Here is a 14,709-nt window from a genome sequence, read left to right on the forward strand (position 1 = left end):
CAGCCTTCGCCAACCGGGTATCCCGATGACGGCCAATCTTTCCCGGACAAACCGCCTTGTCCTGTCGGTCGCGCGATTGTGGCTGATGCTTCGCCACCCTGCCCTTATCGTGCGATTTGTCATGAAGATGGGATATCTGCCCAATCCGGCGGCGCCCGTGCGCTACCATGAGCTTTTGCTCTGGCGAAAGATCCTCGATCGCAATCCGCTGTTCGTGACGCTGACCGACAAGCTCGCAGCCAAGGCTCATATCCGTGACGCCTGTCCCGGGATCGCCGTGCCTCGGACGCTCTGGTCCGGACGCAACCCTGCCGACATCCCGCCGGGCTTGCTGGCCGGCGACGTCGTGGTCAAGGCAAACCATGGCTGCGCCATGAATATGTTCGTTTCCAAGGGTGAGCCCGATCGCGCTGCTGTCGTTCGCAAGGCGAGGCATTGGCTCAATAAGACTTATGGCCGGCGCGATGGCGAATGGGCCTATTGGCCCATCGTTCCGACCGTTTTCGTGGAGGAGCGGCTGCCGCTTTGCGGCGGGTCGATCGCCACCGACATCAAGGTCCATATCTGCAGCGGCGAGATCTCCCATGTCTGGGTCGAGGATAAGCACGCCAAGCGTTCACTGCTGTTCGACCGGGAAGGCAACCCATTGCCCGGCCGCGATCCGGACTATCCCCGCGAAGATCAGGCCTTGCCTGTCAATGCGCGGCTCATCGACTATGTCACCCAGGCGATCTCAATGGCACCCGGCATAGCCGGAGACCTCGACTATGTCCGGATCGACTTCCTGGTCACCGACGAGCAGCTCCATGCCGGCGAAATCGTTATCTATACGGCCGCCGGCTATGGCACATGGACGAACCCGGCGATCGCCGCGGAGATCGAGCGGCTCTGGCGGCTCGATCAATCCGCATTCCTGCGCCGGCGGCACAGGGGAGCAATGGGCCTTTATGCGAACGCTCTTCGCGCCAGATGTCAGAGCGGCGCAAACCGCTGACAAGAGCCTTTTACGAAAGCACAAATCGCGATACGGGATGAATACATCTGGCCGGCGATCCGCCCGGATCGGAATGAGCCAACAATGGCCGGGTATGCCTGATGACTGCCAAGGCCAGTTTTTCCTGGACAGGAGGCTTTATTCTGTCGGTCGCAGGGTTGTTGCTGACCCTTCGTCACCCCGCGCTCACGGTGCGCTTCCTGATAAAACTCGGCTATCTGCCCAATCTGGCCACGCCCGAAACGTACCATGAAATGTTGCTCTGGCGGAAAATCGTCGACCGCAATCCCCTGTTCGTGACGCTGACCGACAAGCTCGCAGCCAAGGCTCATATCAACAGCGCGTGCCCCGAACTTGCCGTGCCCCAGACGCTCTGGTCCGGCCGCGACCCCGCCGACATTCCTCTCGACCTGCTGGCCGGCGATGTCATCGTCAAGACAAACCACGGCTGCGCGATGAATATATTCGTTGCCAATGGCACCCCCAATCATGGCTTCATCGTCGCCAAGGCGAGGCACTGGCTGAGAAAAATCTATGGCCGCCGCAATGGCGAGTGGGCCTATTGGCCCGTCGTCCCCACCGTTTTCGTGGAAGAGCGGCTGGCGCTTTCCGGCGCAAGGATCGCGACTGATATCAAAGTGCATGTCTGCGGCGGTGTGGTAACGCATGCCTGGGTCGAGGATAAGGTAGCGGCGCGTTCGCTGCTCCTTGACCGGGACGCCAATCCATTGCCTGGGCGCGATCCGGACTATCCCCGCGAGGATCAGGCAGTGCCTGTCAACACGCGGCTTCTCGACTACGTCCGTCAGGCGATATCGATCGCCCCGGTCATCGCCGGCAACCTCGACTATATCCGCATCGACTTCCTGGTCACCGACAATTGCCTCTATGGCGGCGAGATCGTCGTCTATCCCGGCGCCGGCTATGGCACCACCACCAATCCGGCGTTCGCCGGCGAAATCGAGCGGCTTTGGCGGCTCGACCAGTCCGCATTCCTGCGGCAGCAGCACAAGGGCGCCGTGCGACTCTATGCCGACGCACTTCGCGCCAGATGCCGGGAGCGACAGCAGGAATCGCTGACATGAATCGGAATGGCGGCCGCGCCCGAAGGCGGGCCGCCATTTTCTTCCCTAAATCACTCGTTCCGGGCTAGTAGTCAGCGCCGGCTGAACAGCAGGCTGGCGGCCAGGCCGAGCACCACGAGCCCAACCGCGGCGGCGGCCGTCGGATGGTCGCGGGCCGATTTTTCGATCACCCTGCCCTGTTTGCGGATTGCCGGCATGGCATCGCGCAGACGTCCGGCAAGATCGGAATAGGTGTCGAGCGCCGCATCACGACCATCTTCGTAATATGCGCCGCCCCGCTTCGAGACTGCCTTGCGCAACGCCGCGATTTCTTTCGAGAGAACCGCGACCTGCTTTTCCAGGTCGATGTCCGAAAGGGTCGAAAATGATGCCATCATGCGTTTCCTTGTCTTGCTTCGTGCAGAAGGAAACGTAACGCCCCACCCCAAGGCGGGTTCCAGTTTCGAGGTTTTAAAGCGCTTCGCGGCGGTCAGCGCACCTGGTCAAGCAGACGCTTGCATTCCAGGAGGTCGAACAGCGCCTCCTGCAGCAGCGCGCGATTGTCGCGCGACAGTTTCGACGCGTCCGGCGTAACCGGACCTTCCTCGTCGCTCTTGCCCAGGCCGAAAAAGCGGCGGCTGGGCTTGACCCTTGGCTGGCCAACCAACTCATCATCGCCGCCACGCGGCTGCGCTGCCGGCGTCAGCGGCACCTGATCTGCCTGCTTTCGTTGCGAAATCGCCTCGACGGCGGCCATATCGCCATTGCCGATGGCGACCAGGAAATGATTGCCGTTTTCGCGCAGCAGCTTCTGCACGCCTTTGATCGTATAGCCCTGGTCGTAGAGCATGTGACGAATGCCCTTGATCAACTCGACATCCTGCGGCCGGTAATAGCGACGGCCGCCGCCGCGCTTCATCGGCTTGATCTGGTTGAAGCGAGTCTCCCAGAAGCGCAACACATGCTGGGGCAAGTCGAGATCTTCGGCGACCTCGCTGATGGTGCGGAAGGCGTCAGGGCTCTTGTCCATGGGCGAAATCCTCACGCTGGAGCGTGATCCGGAACGGTCTTCAGGCGAGATCAATCTCAATGAAGAGAGAAGCGCATTCCGTTTGCGCGGAATGGATCATACGCTGAAAACCAATCCGGCCATGCTGCCGAATTGGACCTTATTTCAGCGGTTTGTGAAGCAATATTCAAGCCCGGCGTCATGGCGGGGCCGGTTTTCAACCGTACAATAGAGGCTATTTGCCGCCCTTGGCCTTGCTGTTCTGGTGGGAGCGCAAGATCCGGTTCTTCAGCACGTTCGACGATTTGAAGGTCATCACCCGGCGCGGCAGGATCGGCACCTCTTCACCGGTCTTGGGATTGCGCCCGATCCGCTCGTTCTTGGAGCGGACATGGAATGTCGCAAAAGACGACAGTTTTACCGTCTCGCCGCGGACGATGGCTTCGCAGATTTCGTCCAAAACGGCTTCGACGAGTTCGGCGGATTCAGTGCGCGACAGACCAACCTTTCGGTACACGGCCTCGGCAAGGTCGGCGCGCGTAAGTGTCTTTCCCCCATGCGACCGTCCCATCAGTTCAAAACACAAAATCGGCACAACAACGGCAGAGCCTAAGTAATTGATCCGGCAAGGTCAAGGACCGAACCGGACTGTTCGGCACTTACCAGCGAACCAGAACCGCACCCCAGGTGAAGCCGCCCCCCATCGCTTCCAGAAGGACGAGGTCGCCCTTCTTGATGCGGCCATCGGCAACGGCGACCGACAGCGCCAGCGGCACGGAAGCAGCCGAGGTGTTACCGTGCAAATCGACCGTAACCACCACCTTTTGTTCAGCAATCCCGAGCTTCTTGGCCGAAGCGTCAATAATTCGTTTATTGGCCTGATGCGGCACGAACCAGTCGAGATCCTCGGCGGTGATGCCGGCCTGTGAGAAGGTCGCCTCGATGACGTCGGTGATCATGCCGACCGCATGCTTGAAGACTTCACGGCCCTCCATCCTGAGGTGGCCGACCGTACCCGTCGTCGACGGTCCGCCGTCGACGAAAAGCTTGTCCTTGTGTGCGCCATCGGAGCGCAGGCTGGCCGCCAGGACGCCGTGGTCGGCGATCGTGCCGGTCCCCTCACCTGCTTCCAGGACCAGGGCGCCGGCGCCGTCGCCGAACAGCACGCAGGTGGAGCGGTCGCTCCAGTCGAGAATGCGCGAGAATGTCTCCGAGCCGATCACCAGTACGCGTTTGGCAAGGCCGCCGCGAATGTAGAGATCAGCCGTCGTCACCGCATAGACGAAGCCCGAGCACACCGCCTGCATGTCGAAGGCAAAGCCGTGATGCATGCCGAGCCGGTTCTGGATCTCGACCGCGGTCGCCGGGAATGTGTTGTTGGGCGTCGACGTCGCCAGCACGATCAGGTCGATGTCACCAGGCGTCAGCCCCGCATTGGCAAGGGCGGCGCGGGCCGCCGCCTCGCCCAGCGAAGCCGTCGTCTCGTCGTCGGCCGCGATATGACGCTGGCGGATGCCGGTGCGCTGGGCGATCCACTCGTCCGAGGTTTCGACCATGCCTTCGAAATCGGCATTCTTCATGATGCGGCGGGGCAGCGCGGCACCGGTGCCGCGCACGACTGATCTGATCAAAGTTCTTTCCTATTCCTTCACGTCGGTAACGACGTCAGACTTCCGAGATGACAGGGCATGCGGGTTGCGCGCATGAAACAGGTCGAGGTCGGCCTCGATGCGGTCGAGCAGATTGTTGCGCACCATGTCGTAACCAAGTTCGATAGCAGCGGCGAAACCGTCCGAATCGGCACCGCCGTGGCTTTTCACGACAATGCCGTTCAGCCCCAGGAACACGCCGCCATTGGAGCGGCCGACATCCATCTTTTCGCGCAGACGATCAAAGGCACCCTTGGCGAAGATATAGCCGATCTTGGCCATCAGGGTTCGGCTCATCGCGGCACGCAGATATCCTGCTATCTGGCGCGCGGTGCCTTCCGCCGTCTTCAGGGCAATATTGCCGGCAAAGCCTTCCGTCACCACGACGTCGACCGTGCCCTTGCCGATATCGTCGCCTTCGACAAAGCCATGATAGTTCATCGAGGCCATGTTGGCCTCGCGCAGCATGCGTCCCGCTTCCTTGACCTCTTCCTGGCCCTTGATCTCTTCCACGCCGACATTGAGCAGGCCGATAGTGGGCCGGGCGATGCCGAATACGGAGCGCGCCATGCCGGTGCCGAGAATGGCAAAATCAATGAGCTGGTGCGCGTCGGCGCCAATGGTGGCGCCAACGTCCAGAACCACGCTTTCGCCGCGCAATGTCGGCCACAATGCGGCGATCGCCGGGCGATCGATGGTGTTCATGGTTCGCAGGCAGAATTTCGACATCGCCATCAGCGCGCCGGTGTTGCCGGCGGAGATGCAGGCGTCCGCGGCGCCCGACTTGACCGCCTCTATCGCCTTCCACATCGACGACTTCCAGCGGCCATGGCGCAGCGCCTGGCTCGGCTTGTCATCCATTCTGACCGCGATCTCGCAGTGGAAGAATTCACTCACCTCGGCCAATTTGGGAAACTTGGCCAGTTCGGGACGCACCAGTTCCTCACGCCCGTAGATGACGAAGCGGATGTCGGGTCGGCGGGTCGCGACCGTCATGAGCGCCGGGATGACCACGGCTGGTCCGTGATCGCCGCCCATGGCATCGATGGAAATCCTGATCACGCGGTATTCATCTCACGGTTGGGCGGCAGGTCGCTTTAGCGATCGCGAAGTTTTGGCGAAAATAGCGGTTTTGGCTTTTCACACAACCGACTTTTCCATCGCGGAGGAGGTTTTCAGGATTTTCCCAGCAAGGATCGCAGTTTTTGCTGAAATTCATTCTCAGCCGCATCGGTCTTGCCGCCGGCATCCAGCGACGCGCCCGGCTTGCGCGGATAGGGGTCGATCGCCAATCCGAAGAACTGTTCGGCCAGCGCTCCGACATCGATGATGTCGCCGGAGAATGTTTCGGGACTGTCCGGACCATCCGCATCGAGCAATATCTCGCCACCGCGTTCAAATCCCTGCCGTCCAAGCTTGGAGTCCTCGGGCAGCAACAGCGCCTCGACCGGCTCGTCGATGTGCGCTTCGACGGGTTCGAGCGTGACGATGCAGGCCTGGGTGATGTCGGCTTCGACACGGCCGCTGACCTTCACACCATTGCGCTTCCAGGAGACCACCAGGAGTTCAGCACGATAGGCTTCGACCGACAGCAGCCCGTGCTCCTCGGCGAGCACTGCGCGCTGGGCGGCGTCGGCCTCGATCACCACGGGCAATCCTTTGTGCGGCAGCCGGGCGACGTTTGCGAGGAAGGAAACCGGGCTTTGCGTATCAGCATGTTTCATCAATCAACCCTCCCTGGCGAGCGGAAACGCCACCGTGCCGGAAACGATTGATTCGGACGGCTGCGCGGACAGTTGCCGGCAGGCATCGGCAACGTAGCTGGCCAATTGCGGCGCCTGCGGCCAGGTTCCGGCGTCGGGCCGGACATTGCGGGCAAGTGCCGCGGTCAGCCCATCGTGGTCATTTCTTTCCAGCGCGTCATCATAGGCAGCGGTGCGGCCATAAAACATCTTCGCCAGCTTCTTCATGCGTTTGGGTACGCCGACGTCGCCAATGCCCAGTTCCCGCAGCGAATGATCGACGTCGAGGAAGAACTCGTCGATCAGCACCTGGGCGACCTCCTGCGCGGCGCCGTCCTCGCCGCGCAAGCGATGCTGGAACAGGAACATGTGCAGCGAAAGCATCTCGAAACGGCCGAGTGGCGTGTCCGGCACATTCCAGTGGGAATAAAATACACTCTGCCGCGCCGCCGCCACGATTTGTGCGTAAAGCGCGTCGGTGATGGCGCGGTTGGCGTGGCGTTCGCGACCAAAAAGGCGCTGGAACATGGGGATGGTCTCCGGGGACCGTTTGTTGAATTGGCCTTGTTGCATCGGCAAGCAAGCTGGTTTACCGGTTTTGCGGCCCAGCGCAAGTTGCGGCGATATAATGGAGAATTGTTGTTGCGCGCGCTGAATTTCAAGTCGACCTTCACATCCAGGCCCGCCGGCGCGATCTCGCTGTTGCTCGTCGTTTCGGCGCTCTCGGCCTGCCACTCCAGCAAGATGTTCGGTGACCTCACCCCGAGCGAGACAATCACCCAAGGGTACGTCATCGACCAGCAGGCAGTCGAACTCGGTGCCCGTCGGCTCCAGCCGCGAGCAGGTGCTTCTGGCGCTTGGCACGCCGTCGACCACCGCGACTTTCGACAATGAGGCGTTTTATTACATCTCGCAGACGCGCAAGCGCTATGTCGCCTTCGACAAGCCGAGGCTGGTCGACCAGAAAGTGCTGGCGGTCTACTTCGGTGCTGACGGCCGCGTGACCCAGATCGCCAATTATGGCTTGAAGGACGGCAAGATATTCGACTTCATCTCGCGCACCACGCCGACCGGCGGCAAGGACCAGAACTTCCTCAGCCAGATCATCAACGGTGCCAGCAAGCTGGCGCCCAGCATTCCCGGCGGCAGCACTCCCTGACTATAGGAAGGTTATAAGAACCGCGTCCCTTTACGGAAAGCGGCAGCACCTCAGGCGACCGAAAACCCGTGGGAGCGATCCCGCGGGTTTTTTGTTTTGGCCAGGCAGAGGCTTGCCAGCAATGGGGCAAGCCCGTATCAAATCCGGCGGGTTTTGGGGTTTTGAAAATGGGTAGTGTCGAGCGCATAGCACCGGATGGCTGTATGGCCACGGGGACGCCTGACCGGCAAAGCGTGACACCTGATTGGCTTGCCATCGATCCTCCGGCAATCGATGGCGTCAGGGTCAAGGAAATCAGGCCTGTCGCGACCTCCAACGGCTATCTGACCGAGGTGTTCCGGGACGAATGGGATCTCGATCAATTGCCTGTCGGCCAGGTTTTCCAGCGCACGATGTATCCGGGTGCGGTGACCGGTTGGCATGCCCACAAGGTGACGCAGGATCGGCTTTTCTGTTGTGTCGGCAGTGTGCGCATATCGCTCTATGACGGCCGAAAGGCTTCCCCAGCTTCGGCACGGTCTGGCACAAGATCGTCGGCGCCTTGCGCCCAGCGATCGTCATCATCCCGCCTGGCGTATGGCATGGCGTGACGGCGCTGGGACCGGAGATCGCCATGCTCCTCAATCTCGTCGACAAGGCCTATGCGTACGACGCGCCCGACCATTGGCGCCTGCCGCCGGACACGGATCACATCCCCTATAAACTGGTGTAGCGTGGAACAATCCGGCCTCTCCGACGCAGCCGGGCAGAACGCGCCGCTCGTCTCGGTGGTCATTGCAACCCACAACCGGCCTGCCGCCTTGCGACAAGCACTGCACAGCGTGCTGGGTCAGACCTTGCAGTACTTTGAAATTCTGGTGATCGGCGATGCCTGTCGCCCGGACACGGCAGCGACCATCGCCGAATTTCGCGACCCACGCATCGTCTATGTCGACCTGCCGGTTAATTTCGGTGAGCAATCCGGCCCCAACAATATCGGTTTTGCCAGGTCGCGCGGCCAATTCGTCGCCTTGCTCAATCAAGACGATCTCTGGTTTCCCGACCATCTTGCCGCGACCACGGGATGGATCGACGCGACCGGCGCCGATGTCGTGATCGCGCGCGGCATCGTTGTTGAACCGCCGCCCGCGAAAGGCACCCATGCCCGGAATTCGGTATTTGGGAATGGCAAGGGCGGCTTCTACGATCCCGCCATCACAACGGGATATGGTTCAGCCCAGGTGGTCCGAAGAACATCACTGGGCAGGTTGGGTCCTTGGCGTCCGGCAAGTCAATGCTACTGCGAAACATCGCAGTACTGGCTGTTTCGGGCTTGGCAAAAAGGCGCTGTGATCGCGACGATGCCTCATTTGACGGTTCTCAAGCTGCATTCGGGCATGCGCAAGGGCAGCTATGTCGACGACGTGGCGACGGAACAAGAGGAGCTTATCGACGCAATGGCCACACCGGACGCCTTGCGTGTGCGGATTCTCAGCGCGGCCGAACCTCCACTTCGTTGGAGAAGATACACCTATTTCAGGCGCAGATTGCTGGTGGCCTTCGGCATTCACCCAAGGGCGCTGTCCTTTCGTCGCCGACATAAGCCTGGCGCATTCGTCGCCAGGCTGCGCGAGATACGCGGCCTGACGCCTATGCCGAAACGCGAGCCGACCGCGGAAGAGTTGCTGACACTCTATCGCAACCGGATAGATACACACGCCAAGGACGATTGAAAGCACACTCCCCGACCGAAACGGGCAGTCTCAATGAAAAACCCGCGGGGATCGCTCCCCGCGGGTTTTTCATTCAATCGTTGTCGCTCAGCCGTGCGCGAGCACGGCCAAAAGCAGGAGTGCGACGATGTTGGTGATCTTGATCGCCGGATTGACCGCAGGACCGGCGGTGTCCTTGTAGGGGTCGCCGACCGTATCGCCGGTCACCGAAGCCTTGTGCGCCTCGGAGCCCTTCAGGTGCTTGACGCCGTCCTTGTCGACGAAACCGTCCTCGAACGACTTTTTCGCATTGTCCCAGGCGCCACCACCCGAGGTCATCGAGATGGCGACGAACAGGCCGTTGACGATGACACCGAGGAGTGAGGCGCCCAGCGCTGCGAAGGCGGAGGCCTTCGAGCCCGAGATCAAGAGCACGCCGAAATAGACGACGAGCGGCGCCAGCACCGGCAGCAGCGACGGGATGATCATTTCCCGGATCGCGGCCTTGGTCAGGAGATCGACCGCACGCGCATAGTTCGGCTTGGAGGTGCCGGCCATGATGCCCGGATCCTCGCGGAACTGCTTGCGCACCTCCTCGACGATGGCGCCCGCCGCACGGCCGACGGCCGTCATGGCGATGCCGCCGAACAGATAGGGGATGAGGCCGCCGAAGATCAGGCCGGCGACGACATAGGGGTTGGAGAGATCGAAGGAGATTTCGCCCATGCCCTGGAAGTAGGGATATCTGTCGCCATTGGCGGCAAAGAACTTCAGGTCGTTCGAATAGGCGGCAAACAGCACCAGCGCACCGAGGCCCGCCGAACCGATGGCATAACCCTTGGTCACGGCTTTCGTGGTGTTGCCAACCGCGTCGAGCGCGTCTGTCGAATGACGCACTTCCTTGGGCAGGCCGGCCATTTCGGCAATGCCGCCGGCATTGTCGGTGACCGGGCCGAAGGCGTCGAGCGCAACGATCATGCCGGCAAGGCCGAGCATGGTGGTCACCGCGATCGCCGTACCGAACAGGCCAGCGAGCTGGTAGGTCGAGATGATGCCGCCGACGATGACGATTGCCGGCAGCGCGGTCGATTCCAGCGACACAGCGAGGCCCTGGATGACGTTGGTGCCGTGGCCGGTCACCGAAGCCTGGGCGATCGAGTTGACCGGACGCTTGTTGGTGCCGGTGTAGTACTCGGTGATCACAACGATCAAACCGGTCACCACGAGGCCGACCAGGCCGCAGATGAACAGGTTCTTGCCGGTGATGATCATGCCGGCAACGGTGCCGACCTCGCCCCAGCCGACTGTAGCGGACGTAGCGATGCCAAGACCGACGATCGACAGCAGGCCGGTGACGATCAGGCCCTTGTAGAGCGCGCCCATGATCGAGCCGTTCGAGCCGAGCTTGACGAAGAAGGTGCCGACGATCGAGGTCAGGATGCAGGCGCCACAGATGGCGAGCGGGTAGAGCATCGCAGTCTGCAGAACGGCGGTGCCGCCAAAGAAGATGGCGCCGAGCACCATGGTGGCGACGACCGTCACCGCATAGGTTTCGAACAGGTCGGCGGCCATGCCGGCGCAGTCACCGACATTGTCGCCGACATTGTCGGCGATGGTGGCCGGGTTGCGCGGATCATCTTCCGGGATACCGGCCTCGACCTTGCCGACCAGATCGCCGCCGACGTCGGCACCCTTGGTGAAGATGCCGCCGCCGAGACGGGCAAAGATCGAGATCAAAGAGGCGCCGAAACCGAGCGAGACCAGCGAGTCGATAACGATGCGATCATTGGGCTGCAGGCCCATGGGGCCGGTCAGGATCAGGAAGTAGATCGAGACGCCGAGCAGCGCCAGGCCTGCCACCAGCATGCCGGTGATGGCGCCCGACTTGAAGGCGATGTCGAGACCCGCGGCGAGACTGTTGGATGCAGCCTGCGCGGTGCGCACATTGGCCCGCACCGAAACATGCATGCCGATGAAGCCGGCGGCACCGGACAGGACGGCGCCGATCAGGAAGCCGATTGCGGCGGTGATCGAAAGCAGCCACCAGGCGAGCATGAGCACGACCACGCCAACAATGGCGATGGTGGTGTACTGGCGCGCCAGATAGGCCTGCGCGCCTTCGCGGATGGCGGCGGAGATTTCCTGCATGCGTGCATTGCCCTGATCGGCCGCGAGAACCGAACGTGTCGCCCAGATGGCGTAAAGGACAGAAAGCAAGCCGCAGGCGATGACGGCGTAAAGTATGGTCATTGCCGAATTTTCCTCGATTGCTGGCCCAAAAGAACCCCTCCCTGGGCCGTTGAGACAAAGACCGGATTCCGCGCGCGGAATCCACCTCTTCGCATCGGTGTATGCGAAACAGGGCTCGGAACGTCAAGATATTGTTCGGTTTTTGCCCGGCTTTCGCCCAAAAGACAAAAACCGGCACAGCCCTGCTGACATGGGCCTTGATTTAGATCGATTGAAATGACGCTAGAGGATCTTGCCGACTGGCCTCCATTTACCCAGGGACTACTCCGCCTCACTGCCCATACGCCGCGCCGCATAGCGCTCGACCGCCGACAGCCCGTCATAGATCAGCACGGCGAGCGCCGCCACGATCAGGCCGCCCTGCAGGATGAAGGCGAGATTGTTGGACAACAGGCCGGCGATGATCACCTCGCCCAGCGTCTTGGCGGCCACCGTCGAGCCGATGGTGGCGGTGGCAAGACCGATGACGACAGACAGCCTGATGCCGCCCAGGATGATCGGCGCGCTGAGCGGCAGTTCGACCTTGATGAGCCTTTGCCAGCCGGTCATGCCGGCGCCGCGCGCCGCCTCGACGACATTGGCCGGCAGCGTTGTCAGCCCGGTCAGCGTATTCTCGAAGATCGGCAGCAGGCCATAGAGAAACAGGGCGATCAGCGTTGGCTTCTCGCCGAAGCCGACAGCCGGCACGGCAAGCGCCAGCACCGCCACCGGCGGAAAGGTCTGGCCGATGTTGACCAGGCTGCGCGACAGCGGCAGGAATTCGGCACCTGCCGGCCTGGTGACCAAGACGGCGAGCGCAACAGCAACGATGGTCGCCGCCACGGTGGCGAGCAGAACGGTGCGCAGATGCAACAGCGTCAGCGTCAGCAGGCTGCCCTGATTGTAGATCACCGGCGCATTGTTTTCTGTCAGCGGCTTCAGCAATGGTTCGAACCAGCCGGGATTGGTGAGGAAGGCGACGAGCAGCACCACGAGGGCAAGCCGCAGCAGCGCAGGCAGCCAGGCTTTCATGTCGGCCTCGCCGCGCGCTTGACCAGTCCGTCCACCGTGACGCGGCCGAGCGGCTTGCCGTCGGCGCCTTTCACCGGCAGCGCCGGCCGGCCCGACCACAACAGCTCGGCCAATGCATCGCGTTGGCTGGCATCGCCTGATATCGCTTCGCCGTCGGCGGTGCCATTCTCCACCGCGTCACGCACCCGTCCGAGCGACAACAGCCGGAACGGCCTTTCGCTGGCGCCGACCAGGGTCTCGACGAAATTGCTGGCCGGGTTTGCCAGGATCTCGGCGGGTCTGGCGTATTGCACGAGCTTGCCGGCATCCATGACGGCGATCTTGTCGCCCATATGCACGGCCTCTTCCATGTCATGGGTGACGAGGATGATGGTGGTGCCGAAGCGCTTCTGGATCGCCAGCAGATCTTCCTGGGCCTTGGTGCGGATGATCGGGTCGAGCGCGCCGAAGGGCTCGTCCATCAACAGCACATTGGGCTCGGCGGCGAGCGCACGGGCCACACCGACGCGCTGCTGCTGGCCGCCGGACAGTTCGTGCGGATAGCGCGGCCCGTAGGCCTGCGGATCGAGCTGGTAGAGCGTCATCAACTCATCGACGCGGGCCTTGATGCGGGCCTTGTCCCAGCCGAGCAGCACCGGCACCGTTGCAATGTTCTGCGCCACCGTGCGGTGCGGGAACAGGCCGTGGCCCTGGATGGCATAGCCGATGCTGCGGCGCAGCTCATAACCGGGCACGGAGCGATTGTCGGCGCCGTCGAGCTTGATGATGCCGGCCGTCGGCTCGACCAACCGGTTGATCATGCGCAGCAGCGTCGTCTTGCCGGAACCGGACGTGCCGACGATGACGCAAACCGTGCGTGGCTCGACGACCATCGAGACGTCATCGACCACCGTCGTCGCGTCATAGCGCTTGGTAATGCCTTCGATCTCGATCATGCCGTTTCAACCCTGCGCTTGGTGGCGGTCATTTCGATCACCGCATCGAGGATGATGGCAGCGGCGAAGGCGAGCGCGACCGTCGGCACCGCGCCGAGCAGCACCAGGTCCATCGCCGTCTGGCCGACACCCTGGAAGACGAACACGCCGAAGCCGCCACCGCCGATGAGCGCAGCGATGGTGGCAAGGCCGATGTTCTGCACCAGCACGATGCGAATACCGGTGAGGATCACCGGAAAGGCCAGCGGAAACTCGACGCCGAACAGGCGCTGGCGATCGGTCATGCCCATGCCGCGCGCGGCGTCGTTGGCCGCGCGAGGGACACCAGCAAGCCCGACCACGGTGTTGGCCACCACCGGCAGCAGCGAATAGAGCAACAGGGCGACAAAGGCAGGTGCCGTGCCAATGCCGCGAATGCCGAGCGCGGCAGCCCCCGGCACATGGAGGGCGACCCAGCCAAGCGGCGCGATCAGCAGGCCGAACAGCGCGATCGAGGGAATGGTCTGGATGATGTTGAGCACGTTGAGCACGCCGGACCGCAGCCTTTCGACACGATGGCAGAGGATGCCGAGCGGCAGGCCAATGACCACCGCGGCAAACAGCGAGCCGAGCGCCAGCGTGACATGCTTGGAGCCTTCGGCCCAGAAACTGTCGGCGCGGTTGAAATATTCCTTGAGGATGGAAAGATCGTTCCAGCTTCCCGACACCAGCAAAAGACCGACCGCCGCCGCGGCCAGCACCAGCACGCCGACGCGTGCCCAGGGCGAAAGCTCCAGCCTCGGCAGCACATCAGCGAGCAAAAGCGTGAAGGCAAAGATCAGTATCCAGAAACCGAAGGCTGGCGAAATTCTGGCAAACGTGTTGCCGGCCGGCGTGAGGAATGTGCCGGCGACACCGATCAGCAGCGCAAGCGCGACCAGCGCCACGACGCTGGCTACAAGACGCAGGAGGAGCGGTGTCTTGAAGAGCGCGATGAGCGCCGCGACGACGATGATGACGAGCAGCAACGCCCCGGTTGCTGTCGGCAGCGCTTCGAGAATCGAACGCGCCTGGCCGGGAACGATGCGGTTGGCGCGGAACGTGGCGAAGGGGGCGAGGAACGCCGCATAGGCCGCGATCGCGGCGATGACGACGCCCAGCTTGTCGAAACGGATATTCACGCCCTTCCCCAGTCGGTCGTCCCGGCGCGCCACGCAAGCGGCACG

At 62.3% G+C, this 14,709-nt stretch carries 16 protein-coding genes and 1 pseudogene; 6 read left to right on the forward strand and 11 right to left on the reverse strand.

Translation table 11 applies throughout. From position 1 onward, the window contains the following. Positions 1–121: 121 nt before the first annotated feature. Both ACZYHG_RS25720 and ACZYHG_RS25725 read left to right on the forward strand, forming a co-directional pair. Positions 122–994: an ATP-grasp fold amidoligase family protein gene (locus ACZYHG_RS25720; RefSeq protein WP_464610928.1), complete on the forward strand. Its 873-nt coding sequence runs from the start codon at positions 122–124 to the stop codon at positions 992–994. A 101-nt stretch (positions 995–1,095) separates the two neighbouring features. Further along, positions 1,096–2,079, forward strand: coding sequence for an ATP-grasp fold amidoligase family protein (locus tag ACZYHG_RS25725; protein WP_464610929.1), 984 nt, complete (start codon positions 1,096–1,098; stop codon positions 2,077–2,079). A 71-nt stretch (positions 2,080–2,150) separates the two neighbouring features. Here the strand turns inward: ACZYHG_RS25725 and ACZYHG_RS25730 are convergent, their stop codons facing one another. Then, positions 2,151–2,453: a hypothetical protein gene (locus ACZYHG_RS25730; RefSeq protein WP_464610930.1), complete on the reverse strand. Its 303-nt coding sequence runs from the start codon at positions 2,451–2,453 to the stop codon at positions 2,151–2,153. 95 nt (positions 2,454–2,548) lie between these two features. Beyond that, positions 2,549–3,088 carry a MerR family transcriptional regulator gene (locus ACZYHG_RS25735; RefSeq protein ID WP_027028529.1) on the reverse strand — a complete coding sequence of 180 codons (540 nt, stop codon included), beginning with the start codon at positions 3,086–3,088 and terminating at the stop codon, positions 2,549–2,551. Here ACZYHG_RS25735 and ACZYHG_RS25740 point away from each other — a divergent pair. Continuing rightward, the gene (locus tag ACZYHG_RS25740; RefSeq protein ID WP_464610931.1) at positions 3,087–3,299 is read left to right on the forward strand and encodes a hypothetical protein; all 213 of its coding nucleotides are present in this window, start codon (positions 3,087–3,089) and stop codon (positions 3,297–3,299) included. The two genes, ACZYHG_RS25735 and ACZYHG_RS25740, sit on opposite strands and share 2 nt — an antisense overlap. Before the next feature lie 3 nt (positions 3,300–3,302). Here ACZYHG_RS25740 and ACZYHG_RS25745 read toward each other — a convergent pair whose 3' ends face one another. From ACZYHG_RS25745 to ACZYHG_RS25765, 5 genes are all read right to left on the reverse strand, one after another. Continuing rightward, positions 3,303–3,638 carry an integration host factor subunit alpha gene (locus tag ACZYHG_RS25745; RefSeq protein ID WP_464610932.1) on the reverse strand — a complete coding sequence of 112 codons (336 nt, stop codon included), beginning with the start codon at positions 3,636–3,638 and terminating at the stop codon, positions 3,303–3,305. 88 nt (positions 3,639–3,726) lie between these two features. Beyond that, complete coding sequence (locus tag ACZYHG_RS25750) at positions 3,727–4,698, reverse strand: beta-ketoacyl-ACP synthase III (protein WP_464610933.1); 972 nt, start codon at positions 4,696–4,698, stop codon at positions 3,727–3,729. Positions 4,699–4,707: 9 nt separating this feature from the next. Next, the gene (gene plsX, locus ACZYHG_RS25755; RefSeq protein ID WP_464610934.1) at positions 4,708–5,778 is read right to left on the reverse strand and encodes a phosphate acyltransferase PlsX; all 1,071 of its coding nucleotides are present in this window, start codon (positions 5,776–5,778) and stop codon (positions 4,708–4,710) included. A 113-nt stretch (positions 5,779–5,891) separates the two neighbouring features. Continuing rightward, entirely contained in the window at positions 5,892–6,440 is a 549-nt protein-coding gene (locus ACZYHG_RS25760) for a YceD family protein (RefSeq protein WP_464610935.1), read from the reverse strand. 3 nt (positions 6,441–6,443) lie between these two features. Beyond that, positions 6,444–6,986 carry a ubiquinol-cytochrome C chaperone family protein gene (locus ACZYHG_RS25765; RefSeq protein WP_464610936.1) on the reverse strand — a complete coding sequence of 181 codons (543 nt, stop codon included), beginning with the start codon at positions 6,984–6,986 and terminating at the stop codon, positions 6,444–6,446. Between the two features lie 114 nt (positions 6,987–7,100). Here ACZYHG_RS25765 and ACZYHG_RS25770 point away from each other — a divergent pair. From ACZYHG_RS25770 to ACZYHG_RS25780, 3 genes and pseudogenes are all read left to right on the forward strand, one after another. Further along, positions 7,101–7,617 (forward strand): annotated as a pseudogene (locus ACZYHG_RS25770) (outer membrane protein assembly factor BamE). Positions 7,618–7,820: 203 nt separating this feature from the next. After that, positions 7,821–8,207 carry a hypothetical protein gene (locus ACZYHG_RS25775; protein WP_464610937.1) on the forward strand — a complete coding sequence of 129 codons (387 nt, stop codon included), beginning with the start codon at positions 7,821–7,823 and terminating at the stop codon, positions 8,205–8,207. A 123-nt stretch (positions 8,208–8,330) separates the two neighbouring features. Further along, positions 8,331–9,329 (forward strand): glycosyltransferase family 2 protein, encoded by a 999-nt coding sequence (locus ACZYHG_RS25780; protein WP_464610938.1) that lies wholly within the window; start codon positions 8,331–8,333, stop codon positions 9,327–9,329. 87 nt (positions 9,330–9,416) lie between these two features. Here the strand turns inward: ACZYHG_RS25780 and ACZYHG_RS25785 are convergent, their stop codons facing one another. From ACZYHG_RS25785 to ACZYHG_RS25800, 4 genes are all read right to left on the reverse strand, one after another. After that, positions 9,417–11,558 carry a sodium-translocating pyrophosphatase gene (locus tag ACZYHG_RS25785; protein WP_464610939.1) on the reverse strand — a complete coding sequence of 714 codons (2,142 nt, stop codon included), beginning with the start codon at positions 11,556–11,558 and terminating at the stop codon, positions 9,417–9,419. Between the two features lie 261 nt (positions 11,559–11,819). Continuing rightward, a complete protein-coding gene (locus ACZYHG_RS25790; RefSeq protein ID WP_464610940.1) occupies positions 11,820–12,569 on the reverse strand; it encodes an ABC transporter permease in 750 nt (249 codons plus the stop codon). Further along, complete coding sequence (locus ACZYHG_RS25795) at positions 12,566–13,504, reverse strand: ABC transporter ATP-binding protein (protein WP_464610941.1); 939 nt, start codon at positions 13,502–13,504, stop codon at positions 12,566–12,568. Before ACZYHG_RS25795 ends, ACZYHG_RS25790 begins: the two co-directional genes overlap by 4 nt. After that, positions 13,501–14,664, reverse strand: coding sequence for an ABC transporter permease (locus tag ACZYHG_RS25800; protein ID WP_464610942.1), 1,164 nt, complete (start codon positions 14,662–14,664; stop codon positions 13,501–13,503). Before ACZYHG_RS25800 ends, ACZYHG_RS25795 begins: the two co-directional genes overlap by 4 nt. Positions 14,665–14,709: the final 45 nt, after the last annotated feature.

This window comes from Mesorhizobium subarcticum, from assembly GCF_055456085.1.

Excerpts from the sequence above, each read along its gene's own strand:
- ACZYHG_RS25720 (WP_464610928.1), top strand. The coding sequence starts at position 122 with ATGAAGATGGGATATCTGCCCAATCCGGCGGCGCCCGTGCGCTACCAT.
- ACZYHG_RS25725 (WP_464610929.1), top strand. The coding sequence starts at position 1,096 with ATGACTGCCAAGGCCAGTTTTTCCTGGACAGGAGGCTTTATTCTGTCG.
- ACZYHG_RS25730 (WP_464610930.1), bottom strand. The coding sequence starts at position 2,453 with ATGGCATCATTTTCGACCCTTTCGGACATCGACCTGGAAAAGCAGGTC.
- ACZYHG_RS25740 (WP_464610931.1), top strand. The coding sequence starts at position 3,087 with ATGGGCGAAATCCTCACGCTGGAGCGTGATCCGGAACGGTCTTCAGGC.
- ACZYHG_RS25735 (WP_027028529.1), bottom strand. The coding sequence starts at position 3,088 with ATGGACAAGAGCCCTGACGCCTTCCGCACCATCAGCGAGGTCGCCGAA.
- ACZYHG_RS25745 (WP_464610932.1), bottom strand. The coding sequence starts at position 3,638 with ATGGGACGGTCGCATGGGGGAAAGACACTTACGCGCGCCGACCTTGCC.
- ACZYHG_RS25760 (WP_464610935.1), bottom strand. The coding sequence starts at position 6,440 with ATGAAACATGCTGATACGCAAAGCCCGGTTTCCTTCCTCGCAAACGTC.
- ACZYHG_RS25765 (WP_464610936.1), bottom strand. The coding sequence starts at position 6,986 with ATGTTCCAGCGCCTTTTTGGTCGCGAACGCCACGCCAACCGCGCCATC.
- ACZYHG_RS25775 (WP_464610937.1), top strand. The coding sequence starts at position 7,821 with ATGGCCACGGGGACGCCTGACCGGCAAAGCGTGACACCTGATTGGCTT.
- ACZYHG_RS25785 (WP_464610939.1), bottom strand. The coding sequence starts at position 11,558 with ATGACCATACTTTACGCCGTCATCGCCTGCGGCTTGCTTTCTGTCCTT.
- ACZYHG_RS25790 (WP_464610940.1), bottom strand. The coding sequence starts at position 12,569 with ATGAAAGCCTGGCTGCCTGCGCTGCTGCGGCTTGCCCTCGTGGTGCTG.
- ACZYHG_RS25795 (WP_464610941.1), bottom strand. The coding sequence starts at position 13,504 with ATGATCGAGATCGAAGGCATTACCAAGCGCTATGACGCGACGACGGTG.